Raw genomic sequence first — 16304 nt, 5'->3', positions numbered from 1 at the left:
TTCTTTGCAGTGCGGACAGATTGCTTGACCCGGTCGAGAACGCAATACCCGGCACCGCTTTCCTGAAGATACGACGCCGGGTGGGAGAAGGAAAGCCTTCTGTTCTATTCAGCCTTGTCCGTTCTGTTCAAGCCAGCCCACCAGCTCACTGCAGGTCGGCGCCCAGACATCCTCATCCTCCCGGACAGATTTGACGAAACCAGCGAATATATCAACCGCCTTTTCGCTTGTGACCAGCATGGAAGGATGAAAAATCAGCGTTGCATGACTGCCTTCACGCTTTACCTTTTGCAACAGATCATCAATCACTCTGCCCCACTGGTCGAGGGAAACGGGCTCTTCCGGGTCCCCGAACATCTGCCGGAGCGCTCCGAGACCGGGATGCAGCATATAGGCATCCACATGTTGCCAGGCGAAAGGCAGGGATGTAAAACCGCCCTCTTCCGTGTCGTCCCCGATCTCCCCAAGGGGGGAGGCGAAATTAAGGCCGACCGCCATACATTCCTTGCGCAGCGCCGCTGCATCGACTTTGCCTCCCGGCGGGCGAAAGCCTTTGACATCCACACCGAGAGCCCGGAAGGCATCGGTTGACCGTTTAAGAGCATCCCCGCGCCGGGCGGCGTCCGTCGTCCCCCAGTTTTCATGCCGCCAGCCATGCACCCCGATCTCATGGCCCGCGGCCTGCACGGCCTTGACCACATCGGGATACATTTCGCAGTTCAGCCCTTCGACAAAATAAGTGATTTTTGAGCCTTCCAGTATACGCAGCAGGTCCGGCAGAATTTCGAGCGAGGAATGCTTGCCACTTTCCCCCATCACGGGATCGAGGCCGCGTTCAAGTTCGGACGCCTCCCCCATGTTATCGAAGGTTATGCTGATGGCCGCCCGTTTACCGTCTGGCCCCCATCCATTCAACTGGTTCAACATGTTTCCTCCCTCCGGGAAGTGTGATGCTACGGTCAGTAGATTTCCACCTTGAGACGACCTAGTCCCGCGATCTCCGCCTCGATCTTGTCGCCCCGGTCGGCATAGACACCGCTCTCAATGCCGGTCCCGGCCGGTGTTCCCGTCAGGAACAGATCCCCCGGCTCCATCGTTACATTCTCGGTCAGCGTCTGGAGAAGTTCGTAAACGGACCAGATCATGTTTTTGGTGTTCGAATCCTGTTCAATCTTTCCATTGCGCCAGAGCTTCATATCAAGATCCTGCGGATCCTTGATAAATTTAGCCGGAACAAAATATGGTCCCGCCGGACAGCTCGCATCAAATGCCTTGCCCATAAACAGGTCAGATTTCGCAAAATGCTTCGGATTCCGTTGAAAATCCCGCGCAGACATATCAAGCGTCAGCATGTAACCAGCAACCTCATTCAGCTCCCGGCTGACCGGCGTGCCGACAGATATCCGCTGCCCCATCACGACGCCAAGTTCGATTTCCCAATCATACATCGTGCAGGCGGCCGGAATCTTCGCCGTCTTGCCGCCCCCGACCAGCGCCGTTGTCGGCGGCTTCATGAACATCGCGGGGATATTCTCTTCCTTGCTGAAACTGGTGCGGCCGACCGCATGAATATGGTCAATATAGTTGGTGCCCGCGCAGACCACTTTTCCGGGATACATCAGCGGCGGCAGAAACTTGTCATCGGCAACATCGAAACCATCACCATGCTTGCCCGCCGCGATCTCATCAGCAACAGATGACAGCGCTTTTTCACTTTTCTGCCAGTCACCGAACAGGCTCATCAGCCCTGCCCCAAGATCAATCTGCGGCGCAATCTTGGTCAGGAACCAGTGCTTGCCCCCCACTGCAATTGCCGGTTTTGCCCCGGATTCCGTCTGAATTGTACAAAGCGCATAACGCGTCGGCGCGGTCATCGTGATACTCCCGATTTATTCAGTTATTATAATGCTTTCGTTTGCATTTTTATGCAATTGAAGCCGCATTATGTCAACTATTTTATATTTTCTCTCAATATAATCATGGATATTTTGTGAATTGACGCCTTTTTTCGCTTGTGCTATCAATTGCATAAAAATAGCATAACCATCAATCAAGGGAGAGATTTAATCATGAAAATCAAAGCATTCTGGCATTCTTCACGGCGGGCGACATGTCTGTTTGCGGGCATTGTCGCCACGGCGACAGCGCTTGTCGCCGCACCGCTCAGCGCGATGGCCGACCCCATTTCTATCCGCTACGCGCATTTTGGCGCCAACCGCGGCGGCATGGGCGACAACATCATGTGGTTCAAGGAGCAGATCGAGACCCGCTCCAAGGGTGATATTGTTCTCGATATTCACTGGGGCGGCTCCCTCGGCGCTCCGGCCGATATTCCTCGTATCGTCGGCTCAGGTCTTGCCGATATGGGCTCGATCGTCTCTTCCTACACACCGGGTGTTCTTGATCTTTATGAAGTCGGAAATCTGCTTGTTGGTCCGTCGAATCTCTGGGTGGCGCAGCAGGCGATCTATGAACTGGCGACAACCAACGAGGATGTACAGAAGCAGTTCGCCCGGAACAACATTCAATATATCGCCAATTTCAATGCCGGTAATGTGCAGCTTATCTGCAAGGAACCTATCAACTCTCTGGAAGACCTGAACGGTCTGGAAATCCGTACTGGCGGCCCCTACACCGATGTTCTGAAGCGAATGGGCGCCACCACAATCGCCATGCCGCAGACGGAAGTCTATCAGGCACTTCAGACCGGCCTGGTGGCATGCAACCAGATCTATCATCTGGCCATCAAGGGCTACCGCCAGTATGAGGTCGCCAAGCATGTGATCGAACTCGATTTCGGTCTCGTCATGGCATATGGCATTATTATGAACAAGGATTTCTGGGATGATCTCAGCGATGAGCGCAAGGCGCTGATCCGAGGGGTCTCCGATGATCTGAACGCCCGTGTCGTCTCTGACCATCTTGAGCGCGTCGTCGAGGCAAAGGCGGAACTCTCCGCACCGGGTGGCGAGTTTGGCGTTATCTATTCCGCGCCCCCGGCCGGGATGCTGGACGAAATCAAGAAATACGGTGCCGAGTTGGCGGATGAATGGATTGCCTCCGTTACCAAGAAAGGCCTGCCCGCTCAGGAAGTTGCCGATCACTACAGAAAGCTGATCGACAAATATCAGGCTGATTTCGACAAGAACGGATATCCGTGGGAAGCCGGTAAAGGCAAGAGCTGATGGTTCGCTACAAATTTGATGATCGTTCGGCAGGACAAAATCCTGTCGAACGCTTTCTCGGCGGCATCGAACGCGCCTTTCTGAGATTTTCGATGCTGTCGATAATCATTCTGCTCGCCCTGATTTGTCTTTCCGTTGTGGGCAGAACCTTTTTTAACCTTCCAATTCCGGATGATGTCGTCTTGGCGGAAAACATGATGCCGATCATCGTTGCCCTGCCCTTCGCCTATGCGACAGCGCGCCGAGGGCATATCGAGGTCGAGGTTTTTACTTCCTGGCTTCCGGAAAGATTTTTCCAACCGCTAAACGCCTTTGCGCATCTGATTGCGCTCATCATCTTTTCCACGATTCTCTGGTGTGTCTGGATCGGTGTGCTGAAGGATTGGAACAGCGGTCAGTATTACGAAGGCGAGCTGTATCTGCCGGTCTGGCCCGCAAAGCTGGTTTTCGTGATTGCGCTCGCTCTGTTCTGCATTCGTCTGCTGCTCAACCTGCTTGAGGATCTCGGCCTGAAAACCCGCATCATTCATGCGGACGCCACCGCTGATCCTCTTTCGTAACCGCAAAAACCGTCCCAGAAAGGTATTAATAACAATGGACCCGACTACCCTTGCGATTGCCGTGCTGGTGGGGCTGCTGATCCTCCTGTTTCTACGCGTACCCATTGCCTTCGCGCTCTGCGCCGTATCCATCATCGGCATGTTTTTCATTTTCGCCTGGCCTCCGGGCGGGGCGTTCAATCCGGCACGCGCCATGCGCCCCGTGCAGGCGTTTCTAGGAACGGATCCGTTTTCTTTTATCAAGACCTACACCTTCACCATGGTTCCGCTGTTTATCGTGCTGGGTCATGTGGCGCATAAGGCGCGATTTACAACGGACCTGTTCTACGCCATCCGTATTCTGCTCCCCCGCCTGCCCGGCGGCCTTGCGATTGCATCGGTGATCGGCTGCGCCGGTTTCTCCTCCATCTCCGGATCCAGTATGGCCTGCGCCTCCGCGATGGGCCGGATCGCCGTCCCCGAAATGCTCAAGTTCGGTTACAGTAAACCACTCGCAACCGCTTCCGTCGCGGCAGGCGGCACCCTCGGCTCTTTGATCCCGCCTTCTCTGGTTCTGGTTCTCTATGGCGTTTTTACCGAGCAGTCCATCGGCAAGCTGTTTGTCGCAGGAATTCTGCCCGGCATTGTCAGCGTCCTTGCCTATGTGATCCTGATCCTGATGTGGGTGAAAATCCGGCCGGGTGCGGCGCCCGAAAATCATATCACCACAACGACTGGCGAACAGATCAAGGCGCTTCTCAACACCTGGCCGATCGCTGTCATCGCCATTGTCGTCATCGGGGGTATCTACAGCGGGTTTCTGACCGCCACAGAATCGGCCGCCGCCGCGACTGCCATTACAATTCTCATCGGTTTTGGCCTGAAGCGTCTCGATTGGGAAGGTTTCTGCGAAGCCCTGCGTGAGACATCCTTTCAATGCGCGGTGATCTTCGTGCTCGCCATTGGCGCCAAGCTGATGGTTTCCTTTGTCGGCATCACCAATATTGCCAGTGATCTTGTCGCCTGGACAAATGCCCAGAATTTCTCTCCGGCTCTCGTCCTGTTAATGATCTGCGTGCTGTATCTGGTGCTGGGCACTTTCCTGGACGCCATCGGCATCCTTCTGCTGACTTTGCCGCTTGCGATTCCGATCATTGAAAATCTGGGGTATGACTTGATCTGGTTCGGCATTGTCATCGTGAAGCTCATCGAGGTCGGGCTGGTGACCCCCCCTGTCGGCATCAATGTCTTTGTCATCAAGTCAGTTGTCGGAGACGCTGTGCCGATCAATCAGATATTCAAGGGGGCCGCGCTGTTCATCCTTGCGGATCTGGTGGTGCTGTATCTGATCATCAACTTCGAAGAAATTTCGCTGTTTCTGCCAAATACGATGTTTTAACGAGAGGGTGTCGTGACAACCATACTTGATCAGGAAACAAGAGAGTTCCTTGACCGGAGTGGTCTGACAGGCGGCAGTTCCGACATTCGCGCGGAACGCCTCACTGGCGGCATCTCGTCCGATATCTGGAGAATTGACACAACGGCACGCAGTTTCGTGCTTAAGCGTGCGCTGCCCGAGCTTCGGGTTTCCCAGCACTGGGCNGCGCCGCTTTCGCGCAATNNCAATGAGGTCAACTGGATCCGCGAAGTCATGCAGATNAGTCCCGNNGTNGTTCCGGAAATTCTCTATTGCGAAGCNGATGCCTCACTCTTTGCCATGGCATTTGTGGAGCGGCCGACCTGGAAACACCGGCTGATGGCCGGAGANGTGGATATCCCCTTTGCGGCGAAGGTGGGGGCCGCCCTTGGCCGCATNCATCAGGCAACGGCAAANANGCCNCGNATTGCNGAAAANTTCCGGGTGCCNGAAACCTTNGATGCNCTCCGGGTCGAGCCATATTTAAANGCAACNGCAAAGATACATAATNCCGTCGCGGATCGGCTGCTCNNNCTCGCTGAAGACACGCTTGCCGCTGAGATTNCCCTNGTCCATGGCGATGTCAGCCCGAAAAATATCCTGATGGATACGGACGGNCCCATNTTTCTCGACGCGGAATGCGCNTGGTANGGGGAACCGGCCTTNGANCTTGCCTTCTGCCTNAACCATCTGCTNTTGAAATGCGTNNATGTTCCAGGAAAAANGGACGATCTTCTCGCCGCCTTTGACCANTTGAAAGACGCCTATTTCAAAGAAGTGAAGTGGGAAGCCGCCANAAAACTTGAAGCNCGCACAGCNAGATTGCTTCCTGCNNTTTTCCTCGCAAGNATTGATGGNAAATCACCNGTTGAGTATATTACGAATGAAACAGANAAAGAAAAAGTCCGGAAAACAGCCCTGCCCCTTATCAANGAACCGCCAANGCAACTGGCCGATATTCGCACCGCATGGGCAAGGAATTTAGCAAATGATTGATACAACGATTAAATCTGTTTANGGACGCCGGGTNTGGGATTCCCGTGGCCGACCNACAGTCGAAGTCGATATTGANCTNGGCGGCGGCGCACGTGGGCGGGCCATTGCGCCCGCCGGTGCCTCNATGGGCAGNGGNGANGCNGTTGATCTCCGCGACGGCGGGAAAACATTTGGCGGGCTTGATGTCAGGCGNGCAATTNCCGCCGTCAATGAAGAGATAGGCGCGCGGCTGATCGGACTTGATGCGGACAATCAGGAAGAAATNGACCANGCAATGATCCNGCTTGANGGCACNCCCAATCGCAGCCGACTTGGCGGAAATGCAATCGTCGCCACNTCCATGGCTGTCCTCCAGGCCCGCGCCGCTGCCGAAAAACTGCCNCTNTGGCAGNATCTGGCNCAGGGCCGGGATATCCGNATGCCCCTGCCGGAAATCCAGATCTTTGGCGGCGGCGCCCATGCNGCCCGCCGCGTCGATATCCAGGATTTCATGATTATGTGCCCCGGCGCNACCTCCTTTGCCGAAGCGCTTGACTGGACGGCGGAAGTCTATNTTGCCGCCGGAGCGCTTATGAAGGAGCGTGGAATCCTCCAGGGCGTNGCCGATGAAGGCGGATACTGGCCCGCCTTCGGCTCGAANGANGAAGTTCTGGAAACTCTCGTCACCGCCATTGAACGGGCCGGTTTCAAGGCNGGCGAACAGNTCGGCATCTCGCTTGATATTGCCGCCTCGGANTTCGGCAAGGATGGCATTTACACCCTCGCGCTCGGTGGCAAGAAATATGACACTGACGNATGGATCGCNATCCTTGGGCAATGGTTAAGCGACTATCCNATTTTGTCCGTCGAAGATCCGCTTGGCGAGGATGATACGAAAGGCTTCCAGANNTTCACACGGCTTTANGGNGCCAANTGCCAGATCATTGGCGATGATTANCTNGTNACCAATGCGGCNCGNGTNANCANNGCNGCNGNGGNAANGGCNNTGACNGCCGTNCTNATCAANCCNAACCAGGCGGGCACNATCACNGAAACCCGNAAGGCNCTTGAAGCNGGCAAGGCCGCCGGGCTCGGCACNATTGTCTCCGCCCGCTCCGGCGAAACGGANGATGTCATCATTTCGCATCTNTCAACCGGNTGGGATGCCGGACAATTCAAAGTCGGNTCTTTCGCCCGCTCCGAACGCATGGCAAAATGGAACGAATGNCTGAGNATTGAGGAGNCTCTCGGCCCCCGCGCCCGATTTGCCGGACGCGACGGGCTGGTCTTCGCAACAGAAATANCANAACGTGCCGCAGGAGAGTGAGNGTGAAGGCCCTATTGCAATTTTCCGCCAGTGATCGGCTGANNAACCGTCTTGCCTCTGTTGAAGGGNTGGATATNGTCGTTGTCAATGAACAGGATGAAGAAGGNTTCGCCCGTGAAATCGTTGATACTGATGTGTTTCTGCATTGNCTGAAACCGGTGACAGCNGANATGATTGCCATGGGNCCAAAACTGAANCTCATTCAGAAGATTGGTGTCGGGGTCAACACCATTGATCTTGANGCGGCGAGAAAAGCCGGCATNGCCGTCGCCAATATGCCCGGCACNAACACAACCGCCGTGGTCGAGCATACCCTTGCCCTGATGCTGGCGACGTTGCGNCGTATTGGGACGTTCAATTCCGCCACACGGGCGGGGGTCGGCTGGCAGCTTTCCCCGAACGANGCGGAAGCCATTGGCGAAATCAACGGCAGCACTGTCGGCCTTGTCGGTTACGGCGCGGTTGGCGAAAGGCTGGCGCCGCTGCTCAAGGCCCTTGGCGCCGACGTGCAATACTGGAGCCGGTCCGTCAAGACGAATGCCGCGGCGCGGGCCCGCTCATTTGATGAATTGCTGGAAAGCAGCGATATTCTCTCGCTGCATATTCCCGCAACACCCGAAACCCATCATATTCTCAACCGTAAAACCATCGGACGCATCAAACCCGGGGCGATTGTTGTCAATACGGCGCGCGGCGAACTCATCGATGAAACCGCGCTGGCCGCCGCCCTCGCGACGGGGAGGATTGCAGGCGCCGGGCTCGATGTTTTCGAGATCGAGCCGAAAATCGATACCGGACCGCTGGCGGATTTTCCCACGGTTGTCATGACGCCGCATATTGCCTGGCTGACACCACAAACGATTGACCGCAGCCTTGTCGTCATCGAAGAAAACTGCCGCCGGATCCAGAATGGCTCGCCGGTGCTGAACAAGATTGTCTGAACCGGAACGCCAATGGCTGCAAAATTTCGAAAATCGTGTCATCTTGAATGCATAATGGCAGATCGCTGTTTTTTGGTTGAAATAATGTGCTATCTGAGCCGAAGAATATGTTGAAGGTGAACGACAGGAAATATGACGCAATCCTTTAGAATGGTGACCGCGCGCGATGTGGCGGAGATAGCAAATGTCTCTGTCTCGACCGTCGGACGCGCCCTTGCAGATGACCCGAGGATCAGCGCCAGAACGAAATCACGTGTCAAGGAAGTGGCCAGCCGTCTTGGCTACGTCGGCAATCTGCCGGCCCGCCAGATGCGCGGCGCAAAAAGCAACCTGATCGGGCTGATGCTCCCCGATATCCGCAACCATTTCTATGCTACCATTGCCGAAGCCCTGTCCGACTGCTGCAGCACAAACGGATATCAGCTCGCGCTTTCCATTGCCAACGACCCGGAGACGGAAGCCCGGCATGTTACCGAGCTGATCAGCGCCCGCGCCGCCGGGATTGTCATCGTCTCGACCGCCCAGCCCAAGCGGGAGACCCGGGATCTGCTCAATAACTTCCCGCATGTCCAGCTTCTCCGCCGGATCGACAACTACAACTCCGCCTGGTTCGGCATCAATGACGAAGAATGCCTGTGCGAGGGGACAAAGCACCTGCTGGAGCTCGGTCACCGGCGCATTGCCTATATTGGCGGTTCGCGGGAATTGTCAACGGGCAGCGCCCGGCGGACCGGCTTTCGCCGCGCTTTTCAGGAAATGGGCATCGACCGCAGTGAGGCAATCGAGATATTCGGGCCGCCATCCTATACGCAATATGGCGCCAACGCCATTCAGGAGCTTCTGAACCGCCCCAATCCGCCAACCGCTATCATCACTGGAACAATCCGCGTCACCCAGGCCATTCTGGAAACACTGCATCAGATGAAAATTTCGGTGCCGGACGACCTCTCCTTTGTCGGCTTTGGTGACGCACCGGAATTCAAATGGTGGGGACCGGGACTCACCACCCTCTGTATGCCGATCGAGGATCTGGCGACGACCTGCGGATTATGGTTCCTGCATCATATCGATTCCGGCAAACATACCAATCAACAGCATTCCTCCGTCGCCAAGGCGACGCTTACCATCCGCGGCAGCACGGCCGCTCTGGACCGATAGCAGTCATTTTGCCGGATACTCTCTTCGCAGAGCTGAAAACCTCCACGAGGCCCGGCTCCTTCGACACGCATTAAAAGAATTCAATGACATTCTGAGTTGAAGGGTATAAACCGGGCATATCGCAAAATACTTCTGTATTCCGCCATTCGCCCCGTCAACGGAAGCCCTGAAAAAAACCGACATGCCCCTTGCGGATATCATACTTGTCACCCTTGCCGCCTTTGGCGCCGGTATCCTGAATACAATTGCCGGCGGCGGCACTTTTCTGACGTTCCCGGCTCTTGTCTTTACCGGTGTTCCCCCCGTCATCGCCAATGCCACCAGCGCCGTTGCCGTTTTTCCGGGCTATCTTGGCGGCGCCTTCGGCTTTCGAAAAGAAATCGCCCGCTTCTCCAGGCGCGAACTTGTGAGCCATATACTGATCACCCTCGCAGGTGGCCTTGTCGGCTCGCTTCTTCTGCTTGTTTCCTCCAATGAAGCCTTTTCATTGATCGTGCCGTTTCTTCTTTTGGGCGCAACCCTCGTTTTTCTGTTTGGAAAGGAAATCAGCAACTGGGCCGCCCGTCACAGCCGCTCGGGATCTGGCCTGCAAACCGTCAGCCTGTTTTTCGCCTGCGTCTATGGCGGCTATTTCAACGGCGGTCTCGGGATTGTTCTGCTGGCCATCTTCGCGCTCTGGGGCATGATTGACCTGCATCAGATGAATGGCCTCAAAAATGGTCTTTCCTTCGTCCTGTCGGCAATTTCCGTTGTCATATTTGCGGTCGGCGGCCTTGTGCTATGGTATCAGGCAGTCATCATGATGATCGCCGCCATCATCGGTGGCTATGTTGGCGCCCCAATTGCCCGCGCCCTGCCCCGGACAGTTATCCGAGCCATTGTCGCCCTGATCGGTTTTACCATGAGTGCCGTCTTTTTCTGGCAAAATATTGTCTGAAGCTGCTGATACCGCGTAGAGGCTGCCTTTCCCCCTCTTCATTGCGCACTTCGCATGCGGCGGATACCCAGACGGATTTGCTTTTCAAGCTCAATAATTGCGAACAGGATCACTCCGATCGCGATGACAATCACACCATCCCAGAAAGCAATGGCAACCGTTCCCAGCAGCGTCTGCAATATGGGAATATAGGTGATCGCAAATTGCGCTGCCGCAACGGTCACAACTGTTATCCAGATCACTTTGGTGCCTCTCACAGCGCGCCATGTCAAAGATGTGCCATGAATATTCCGGATAAAGAAGAGGTGAAAAATCTCCATCACTACCAATGTGTTGAGGGCAAGGGTCCGGGCCAGCTCCACCGGGTAGCCCCGCTCGATGGCATAGGAATAGATACCGAAAACGCCAGCCACGAACAGGACGGAAACCAATATGATATGCCATGCCAGGGTGCCGTTCAATAAAGGCTCATTCTTAAGACGCGGCGGACGGCGCATGGTATTGGCTTCGGTCGGCTCGAACGCGAGCGCAATGCCGAGCGTCACTGTGGTGATAAGGTTGATCCACAGGATCTGGATCGGCGTAATAGGCAGTGTCATACCGAAAAGAAGCGCAACAATAATCGTCATCGCTTCCCCGGCATTGGTCGGCAGAGTCCAGCTGATTACCTTGTTAATATTGTCATAAACGGTGCGCCCTTCCTTGACCGCCGCTGCTATGGAAGCAAAGTTATCATCGGCCAGCACCAGTTCCGCCGCCTCCCTCGCTGCGTCGCTTCCCTTGTGACCCATGGCGATCCCGGCATCGGCGCGCTTCAGGGCGGGGGCATCATTCGCCCCATCCCCGGTCATGGCGACAATCATGCCATGGCTTTGCAACTGCATGACGAGGCGAAGCTTGTGCGCCGGGCTGGTACGGGCAAAGATATCGGTCTCCAGAACCGCAGCGGCCAGCGAGGCATCATCCATCACATCCAGGTCCGCCCCGGTCAGCACCCTGTCCGGGTTCATCAAGCCGATCTGGCGACCAATGGCTGAGGCTGTTCCTTTATGATCCCCTGTAATCATTTTCACGCGAATACCGGCCTCATGACACTCCCCAATAGCGGCAATGGCCTCGGCGCGGGGCGGATCGATCATCCCGACCAACGCCAGCAAGACAAGGTCCCCCTCAACATCGGTCATTTCAAGAACTGTCCGCTCTGGCGCCACGGGACGCAGGGCAAAGGCAAGTACCCGCTGCCCTTCTGCGGCAATTTTCTCCGCCTGGTCATTCCAGTAATTTTCATCAAAGGCGTCAACCGACCCATCCGGTGCATATTGTTCCCGGCAAATGGAAAATATCTTCTCTGGCGCTCCTTTCACGGTGATGACCGCATGCCCCCCATGGTCATGGTTCAGGGTCGCCATGAAGCGATGCTTCGCATCAAAAGGGATAACGTCGGTGCGTTGCCATTCTTTCGCATCAAGGGCAAGATCAAATCCGGTCTTTCCCGCAAACGCCAGCAATGCCCCTTCCATTGGATCGCCATTGACGCTCCAGATATCATCATGATCCACAAGAGAGGCGTCATTGCAAAGCGCGGCGGAACGGCCAAGACCTGACAGGATTGAATGATCTGCTGGCACAATGTCACATTCTTGCAGCCGGATCGCCCCTTTCGGCTCATAACCCGTCCCGTCAATCTTATAAAAATCACGCGAGGTGACAACGGAAACCACCATCATTTCATTGCGGGTAAGGGTGCCCGTTTTGTCCGTGCAGATCACCGAAACCGAACCTATGGTTTCAATTGCCGGCAGGCGGCGGACAATGGCATTGCGCCGCGCCATAGCCTGTACCCCGACCGCCAGTGTAATGGTCATGACCGCAGGCAGGCCCTCCGGAATGGCCGCCACGGAAAGACTGACAACCGCCATGAATACGTCCGTGAACGCGAGATGTTCAACAAAATAGCCAAACACGAGAAGTATAGCCGCGACCAGCAGAATAAGCAGGGTCAGCCATCTGGCAAAGGCGCTCATCTGCTGCAACAGAGGCGTTGTCAATGTTTCAACAGAGGACAACATGCCACTGATCCGACCAATTTCGGTATTCTCCCCCGTTCCAACAACAATGCCTCGGCCGGTTCCACTGGTCACCAGCGTACCGCTATAGGCCATGCAACTCCGGTCACCAAGTGGTACTGCGGCGGCAACAGGATCAAGATTCTTGTCCACCGGGACGGATTCCCCAGTCAGAATGGCTTCCTGTATTTGTAGACCCTTCATTTGCAACAGGCGCAAATCCGCAGGCACCTTGTCTCCCGCCTCCAACAGGACAATATCCCCCGGAACGAGCGTATCCCCCTCCACGGTCATGCGAGCCCCGTCACGTACTACCGTTGCTTTGAGCGCCAGCATATGGCGGATGGCATCCATTGCCTTTTCCGCCTTACCCTCCTGCACGAAACCGATAATCGCCGTGACGATAACAACCGCCAGGATAACTAGCGTATCGGCAATGTGATTGAGCGCTGCGGTGATCACCGCTGCGGCCAGCAGCACATAGATCAGGATATTGTGAAAATGCTTCAGAAATCTCAAAACAGGATGACGGCGCGCCTGTTCGGGTAATCGATTAGCACCATATTTTTCAAGTCGCCGGGCGGCTTCAGCCGTCGACAGACCTGCCACATCTCCTCCTACTTTATGCAGAGCCTCCACCGCCGGGACAGAATGAAAATTGAAATCTGACGACTTGTCCGCCATGCATCACCTGTGGGAATTCCGTATCATATACCTTTATATTGCTATGGAGCCTGTTTTTCTTCTGTTTCAATAAAGGGAAACTCCGTCCGTTCCTCCTCACCCGCACCACACAGGAGGTCAACGGCCCGATCGGCTGCGTCCTGAAAAGGTTCCAGCACGATATCAACCCCCACTGCGATCAGATCCTCCGTATCCTTTGCGGAGAGGGCTGTTGCCGCTACGCGCCCGGAAATCCCTGCAGACCTCACAAGCTGGACCAGGGTAAGCTGCGTATCTTCGAACGTAAGACCACGGGGATGCGGGGGAATAGTGGAAACAACCCACTGAGCCTGACGCAAAGGCAGACCGCTGACAAATTCAGGATCACTTGCATCACCAAACTCCGTCTCAAGCCCGAGCTCTCGCCAGCGGCGAACCGCATAAGGATTAAAATCAACACCGAGCACCCGGGCGCCCCGCTTTTTCAGGCGGATGCCGATGGCTGTACCAAACCGGCCAAGCCCGAATATGACCACATCATATTTTTGCTCCCCTGCTCCGGAATAATCGGTCGGTTCGCGAAAGGTATTTTTCCGTTCAAAAACGCCCAGTAGCGGTTCAAACAATTTATAAAGCCGATGTGAATAGGTGATCATATAGGTCGAGATGGCAATGGTGACGAGACCAACCATCGTAACAAGCCCCAGCGCCTCCTCCCTGATGTGCCCGAGCGCAATGCCCATGGCAATGAAGATCAGGGAAAACTCACTGATCTGCGCAACCGTCAGGCCTGCAAGGAATCCTGTCCGCTTGCGATATCCCATGGCCCCCATGATGATCAGGACGATGAGCGGATTGCCGATCAATACAAAGACGGAAAAGAGTATCGCACCCGAGATATGCGCGCCGAGAAGCGAGAGATCCAATCCCGAACCAAGCGCGATGAAGAAGAAGAGCAGCAGAAAATCACGCAGCGGCGCAAGACGAGCGGCAATGGTTTCCCGATACGGCGTCGAGGCAAGCGACACCCCCGCCAGCAGGCCGCCGACTTCCTTGCCAAGCCCTACGAAATCGCCAATTGCAGCAAACATCGCGGCTTGCGCCATGGCAAATATGACCAGCAATTCCGGCGCCCGCGCCAGCCGTTCGGTCAGCGGGTTTGCCACATAGCGCACAAACAGCATCACCAGCCCGACCATGGCGACACCCGCAATCAGGACCATCAGAATATTACCGCTGCTATGCCCTTCACTCACCCCAATGCCGATAGCGGACAAAACAATCATCGCCAGCACAACAACAAGGTCCTGAACAATCAGAAAACCGAGCGCGATCTGCCCGTGAAGTGAATCAATCTCCCGTTTATCGGACAGCAGTTTGACGATAATGATCGTACTGGAGAATGTCAGCGCCACAGCCACATAAAGGCTCGTGATCGCGTCAAGGCCGAGTGCAAGTCCGATCAGGAACCCAAAGGTGGAGGTGAATGCTACCTGTCCGATGCCTGTCATCAGGGAAACCAGACCGAGCGAGCGGATCAACTGCACATCAAGCTTGATTCCAACCAGAAACAGCAGCACAGCAATCCCAAGCTCGGATAGCAAGCTGATCTGTTCATTGGAGCGGACAAGATCAAAACCCGACGGGCCCGCGATCAGCCCCACTGCGATAAAGCTGACAATCAGAGGCTGACGCAGGATGATACCAAAAAACCCGATGACGGCGGCAAGAACCAGCAGGGCGGCAACTTCCCCAAAAACCGACTGTGCAACGATTTCGATCAACCGACTATCCCTTGCTGATTATATTTTATAGCATCTCCGCCCCTCCGTACCAGCCGGAAAAGGCAGGGTTGCACAGCAGCCGATCAGATGAACCCGGCAGTGACATGAGTAGCTGTTCCGCCGGACGTCTGATAATGACTGCACATGCCCATGCTAGAATAACAGAATTTTTCTGTGAATAACGTAACGTGCGGTTTGGTGGAATAATTTTCAACTGAGGAAGAAGGATTCGCCCAACAGAACCCAGGAAGCAATGAAAACGGTTTCCAGCAGAACCAGCAGCAAAGGCTGATAACCGATATTCGTCATATCCTTTAGCGAAGTGCTGACGCCCAGGGCGGCAATGGCCGTGACCAGACACCAGGAGGATAGAAGGATCAGCGCGTCCCGGATCATGTCGGGAACGATCTGCAGGCTGTTCAGCCCAACAAAGAAGCAGAAACCAATAACAAACAACGGAAGAGGCAGTGCATCTGACTTACCGCCCTCTCGTGTCTTGAAACAGAGTGAGATGATCAGCACAACCGGAACCAGCAGGGAAACGCGCATCAACTTGGTCACGGTTGCCACATCGCCTGCCTCCGGTGAGACGGCATAACCGGCTCCGACAACCTGCGCCACGTCATGAATGGTGCCGCCCAGGAAAATACCTGCGAAAACATCATCCAGCTCAAGAAAGCTGACAAGTACCGGATAGAGGATCATCGCAAGCGTACTGAAAGCAGTAACGGCAATAACGGTAAAAATCGTGTCCCGTTCGCTGGTTTTCGTCTTGGGGAGAACGGCAGAGATCGCCAGCGCCGCGGATGCCCCGCAAATAGCGACAGCCCCACCCGTCAGCAGGCCGAACCGGGCCCGCCGCCCGAGCAGGCGCGAGAGGAGAATGCCAACAAGAATGGTCAGCGCGACCCCGCCGGCAATCAATCCAATCGTGCCCCAACCGAGGGACAGCACATCCGTAACCGTCAAGCGCATCCCGAGCAGCGCCACCCCGAAGCGCAGTAATGTCTTGGATGAAAACTGGATGCCGGGGGCGCATTTAACTTCATCGGCCAGAAAATGAAATGCCATGCCGATCAGCAAGGCAAACAGCATTTGCGGCGCCGCGTAATGTTCCGCCAGCAGCTGTGCCGCGGCGGCAATGGTGAGACACAGGATCAGGCCGGGAAACAGGCCCGCGCCCTTATGATAAAACTGGCCAAAGTGCTTTTTCTGACCGGATAGAAATGTCATAGCAGGCCCCCGCCCCTTTTATTTTATCCAGATACAAAATCATAATAAATGTTCCCGCCGAAGTGAGCCTTCACCGGAA

The 16304-nt window shown here is 55.3% G+C and carries 13 protein-coding genes; 8 read left to right on the top strand and 5 right to left on the bottom strand.

Going from position 1 to position 16304, the window contains the following annotated elements:
* Positions 1-108: 108 nt before the first annotated feature.
* On the bottom strand, positions 109-927 hold the full coding sequence (locus CMN55_RS01970) for a polysaccharide deacetylase family protein (protein ID WP_293947858.1): 819 nt from the start codon (positions 925-927) through the stop codon (positions 109-111).
* 32 nt (positions 928-959) lie between these two features.
* The gene (locus CMN55_RS01965; RefSeq protein ID WP_293947857.1) at positions 960-1874 is read right to left on the bottom strand and encodes a fumarylacetoacetate hydrolase family protein; all 915 of its coding nucleotides are present in this window, start codon (positions 1872-1874) and stop codon (positions 960-962) included.
* A gap of 195 nt (positions 1875-2069) precedes the next feature.
* On the opposite strand from CMN55_RS01965, the gene CMN55_RS01960 reads away from it, so the two are divergent.
* The 8 genes from CMN55_RS01960 to CMN55_RS01935 all read left to right on the top strand — a co-directional run bounded on the left by CMN55_RS01960 (position 2070) and on the right by CMN55_RS01935 (position 10479).
* Positions 2070-3185 (top strand): C4-dicarboxylate TRAP transporter substrate-binding protein, encoded by a 1116-nt coding sequence (locus CMN55_RS01960; protein WP_293947856.1) that lies wholly within the window; start codon positions 2070-2072, stop codon positions 3183-3185.
* On the top strand, positions 3185-3745 hold the full coding sequence (locus tag CMN55_RS01955; protein ID WP_293947855.1) for a TRAP transporter small permease: 561 nt from the start codon (positions 3185-3187) through the stop codon (positions 3743-3745). Before CMN55_RS01960 ends, CMN55_RS01955 begins: the two co-directional genes overlap by 1 nt.
* A gap of 34 nt (positions 3746-3779) precedes the next feature.
* The gene (locus CMN55_RS01950) at positions 3780-5123 is read left to right on the top strand and encodes a TRAP transporter large permease (RefSeq protein ID WP_293947854.1); all 1344 of its coding nucleotides are present in this window, start codon (positions 3780-3782) and stop codon (positions 5121-5123) included.
* A gap of 12 nt (positions 5124-5135) precedes the next feature.
* Entirely contained in the window at positions 5136-6137 is a 1002-nt protein-coding gene (locus CMN55_RS16995) for a phosphotransferase family protein (protein WP_366931941.1), read from the top strand.
* Entirely contained in the window at positions 6130-7443 is a 1314-nt protein-coding gene (gene eno / locus CMN55_RS16990) for a phosphopyruvate hydratase (RefSeq protein ID WP_366931940.1), read from the top strand. The genes CMN55_RS16995 and eno overlap by 8 nt, the downstream gene beginning before the upstream one ends.
* A complete protein-coding gene (locus CMN55_RS01945; RefSeq protein WP_366931939.1) occupies positions 7440-8384 on the top strand; it encodes an NAD(P)-dependent oxidoreductase in 945 nt (314 codons plus the stop codon). Before eno ends, CMN55_RS01945 begins: the two co-directional genes overlap by 4 nt.
* A 132-nt stretch (positions 8385-8516) precedes the next feature.
* On the top strand, positions 8517-9542 hold the full coding sequence (locus CMN55_RS01940) for a LacI family DNA-binding transcriptional regulator (protein ID WP_293947852.1): 1026 nt from the start codon (positions 8517-8519) through the stop codon (positions 9540-9542).
* Positions 9543-9723: 181 nt separating this feature from the next.
* Positions 9724-10479, top strand: coding sequence for a sulfite exporter TauE/SafE family protein (locus CMN55_RS01935; RefSeq protein WP_293947851.1), 756 nt, complete (start codon positions 9724-9726; stop codon positions 10477-10479).
* A gap of 38 nt (positions 10480-10517) precedes the next feature.
* On the opposite strand, the gene CMN55_RS01930 is transcribed toward CMN55_RS01935, so the two are convergent.
* The 3 genes from CMN55_RS01930 to CMN55_RS01920 all read right to left on the bottom strand — a co-directional run bounded on the left by CMN55_RS01930 (position 10518) and on the right by CMN55_RS01920 (position 16225).
* Positions 10518-13229 (bottom strand): cation-transporting P-type ATPase, encoded by a 2712-nt coding sequence (locus CMN55_RS01930; RefSeq protein WP_293947850.1) that lies wholly within the window; start codon positions 13227-13229, stop codon positions 10518-10520.
* 41 nt (positions 13230-13270) lie between these two features.
* Positions 13271-14992, bottom strand: coding sequence for a cation:proton antiporter (locus tag CMN55_RS01925; protein WP_293947849.1), 1722 nt, complete (start codon positions 14990-14992; stop codon positions 13271-13273).
* Positions 14993-15202: 210 nt separating this feature from the next.
* On the bottom strand, positions 15203-16225 hold the full coding sequence (locus CMN55_RS01920) for a YeiH family protein (RefSeq protein WP_293947848.1): 1023 nt from the start codon (positions 16223-16225) through the stop codon (positions 15203-15205).
* Positions 16226-16304: the final 79 nt, after the last annotated feature.

Source organism: Sneathiella sp. (genome assembly GCF_002694385.1).
GTDB lineage: Bacteria > Pseudomonadota > Alphaproteobacteria > Sneathiellales > Sneathiellaceae > Sneathiella.
This window is presented reverse-complemented; position numbering and strand designations above follow the sequence as displayed.

Coding starts and splice junctions, on each gene's coding strand:
- CMN55_RS01960 (WP_293947856.1), top strand. CDS start 2,070: ATGAAAATCAAAGCATTCTGGCATTCTTCACGGCGGGCGACATGTCTG.
- CMN55_RS01935 (WP_293947851.1), top strand. CDS start 9,724: ATGCCCCTTGCGGATATCATACTTGTCACCCTTGCCGCCTTTGGCGCC.
- CMN55_RS01950 (WP_293947854.1), top strand. CDS start 3,780: ATGGACCCGACTACCCTTGCGATTGCCGTGCTGGTGGGGCTGCTGATC.
- CMN55_RS01940 (WP_293947852.1), top strand. CDS start 8,517: ATGACGCAATCCTTTAGAATGGTGACCGCGCGCGATGTGGCGGAGATA.
- CMN55_RS01955 (WP_293947855.1), top strand. CDS start 3,185: ATGGTTCGCTACAAATTTGATGATCGTTCGGCAGGACAAAATCCTGTC.
- CMN55_RS01930 (WP_293947850.1), bottom strand. CDS start 13,229: ATGGCGGACAAGTCGTCAGATTTCAATTTTCATTCTGTCCCGGCGGTG.
- CMN55_RS01920 (WP_293947848.1), bottom strand. CDS start 16,225: ATGACATTTCTATCCGGTCAGAAAAAGCACTTTGGCCAGTTTTATCAT.
- CMN55_RS01970 (WP_293947858.1), bottom strand. CDS start 927: ATGTTGAACCAGTTGAATGGATGGGGGCCAGACGGTAAACGGGCGGCC.
- CMN55_RS01965 (WP_293947857.1), bottom strand. CDS start 1,874: ATGACCGCGCCGACGCGTTATGCGCTTTGTACAATTCAGACGGAATCC.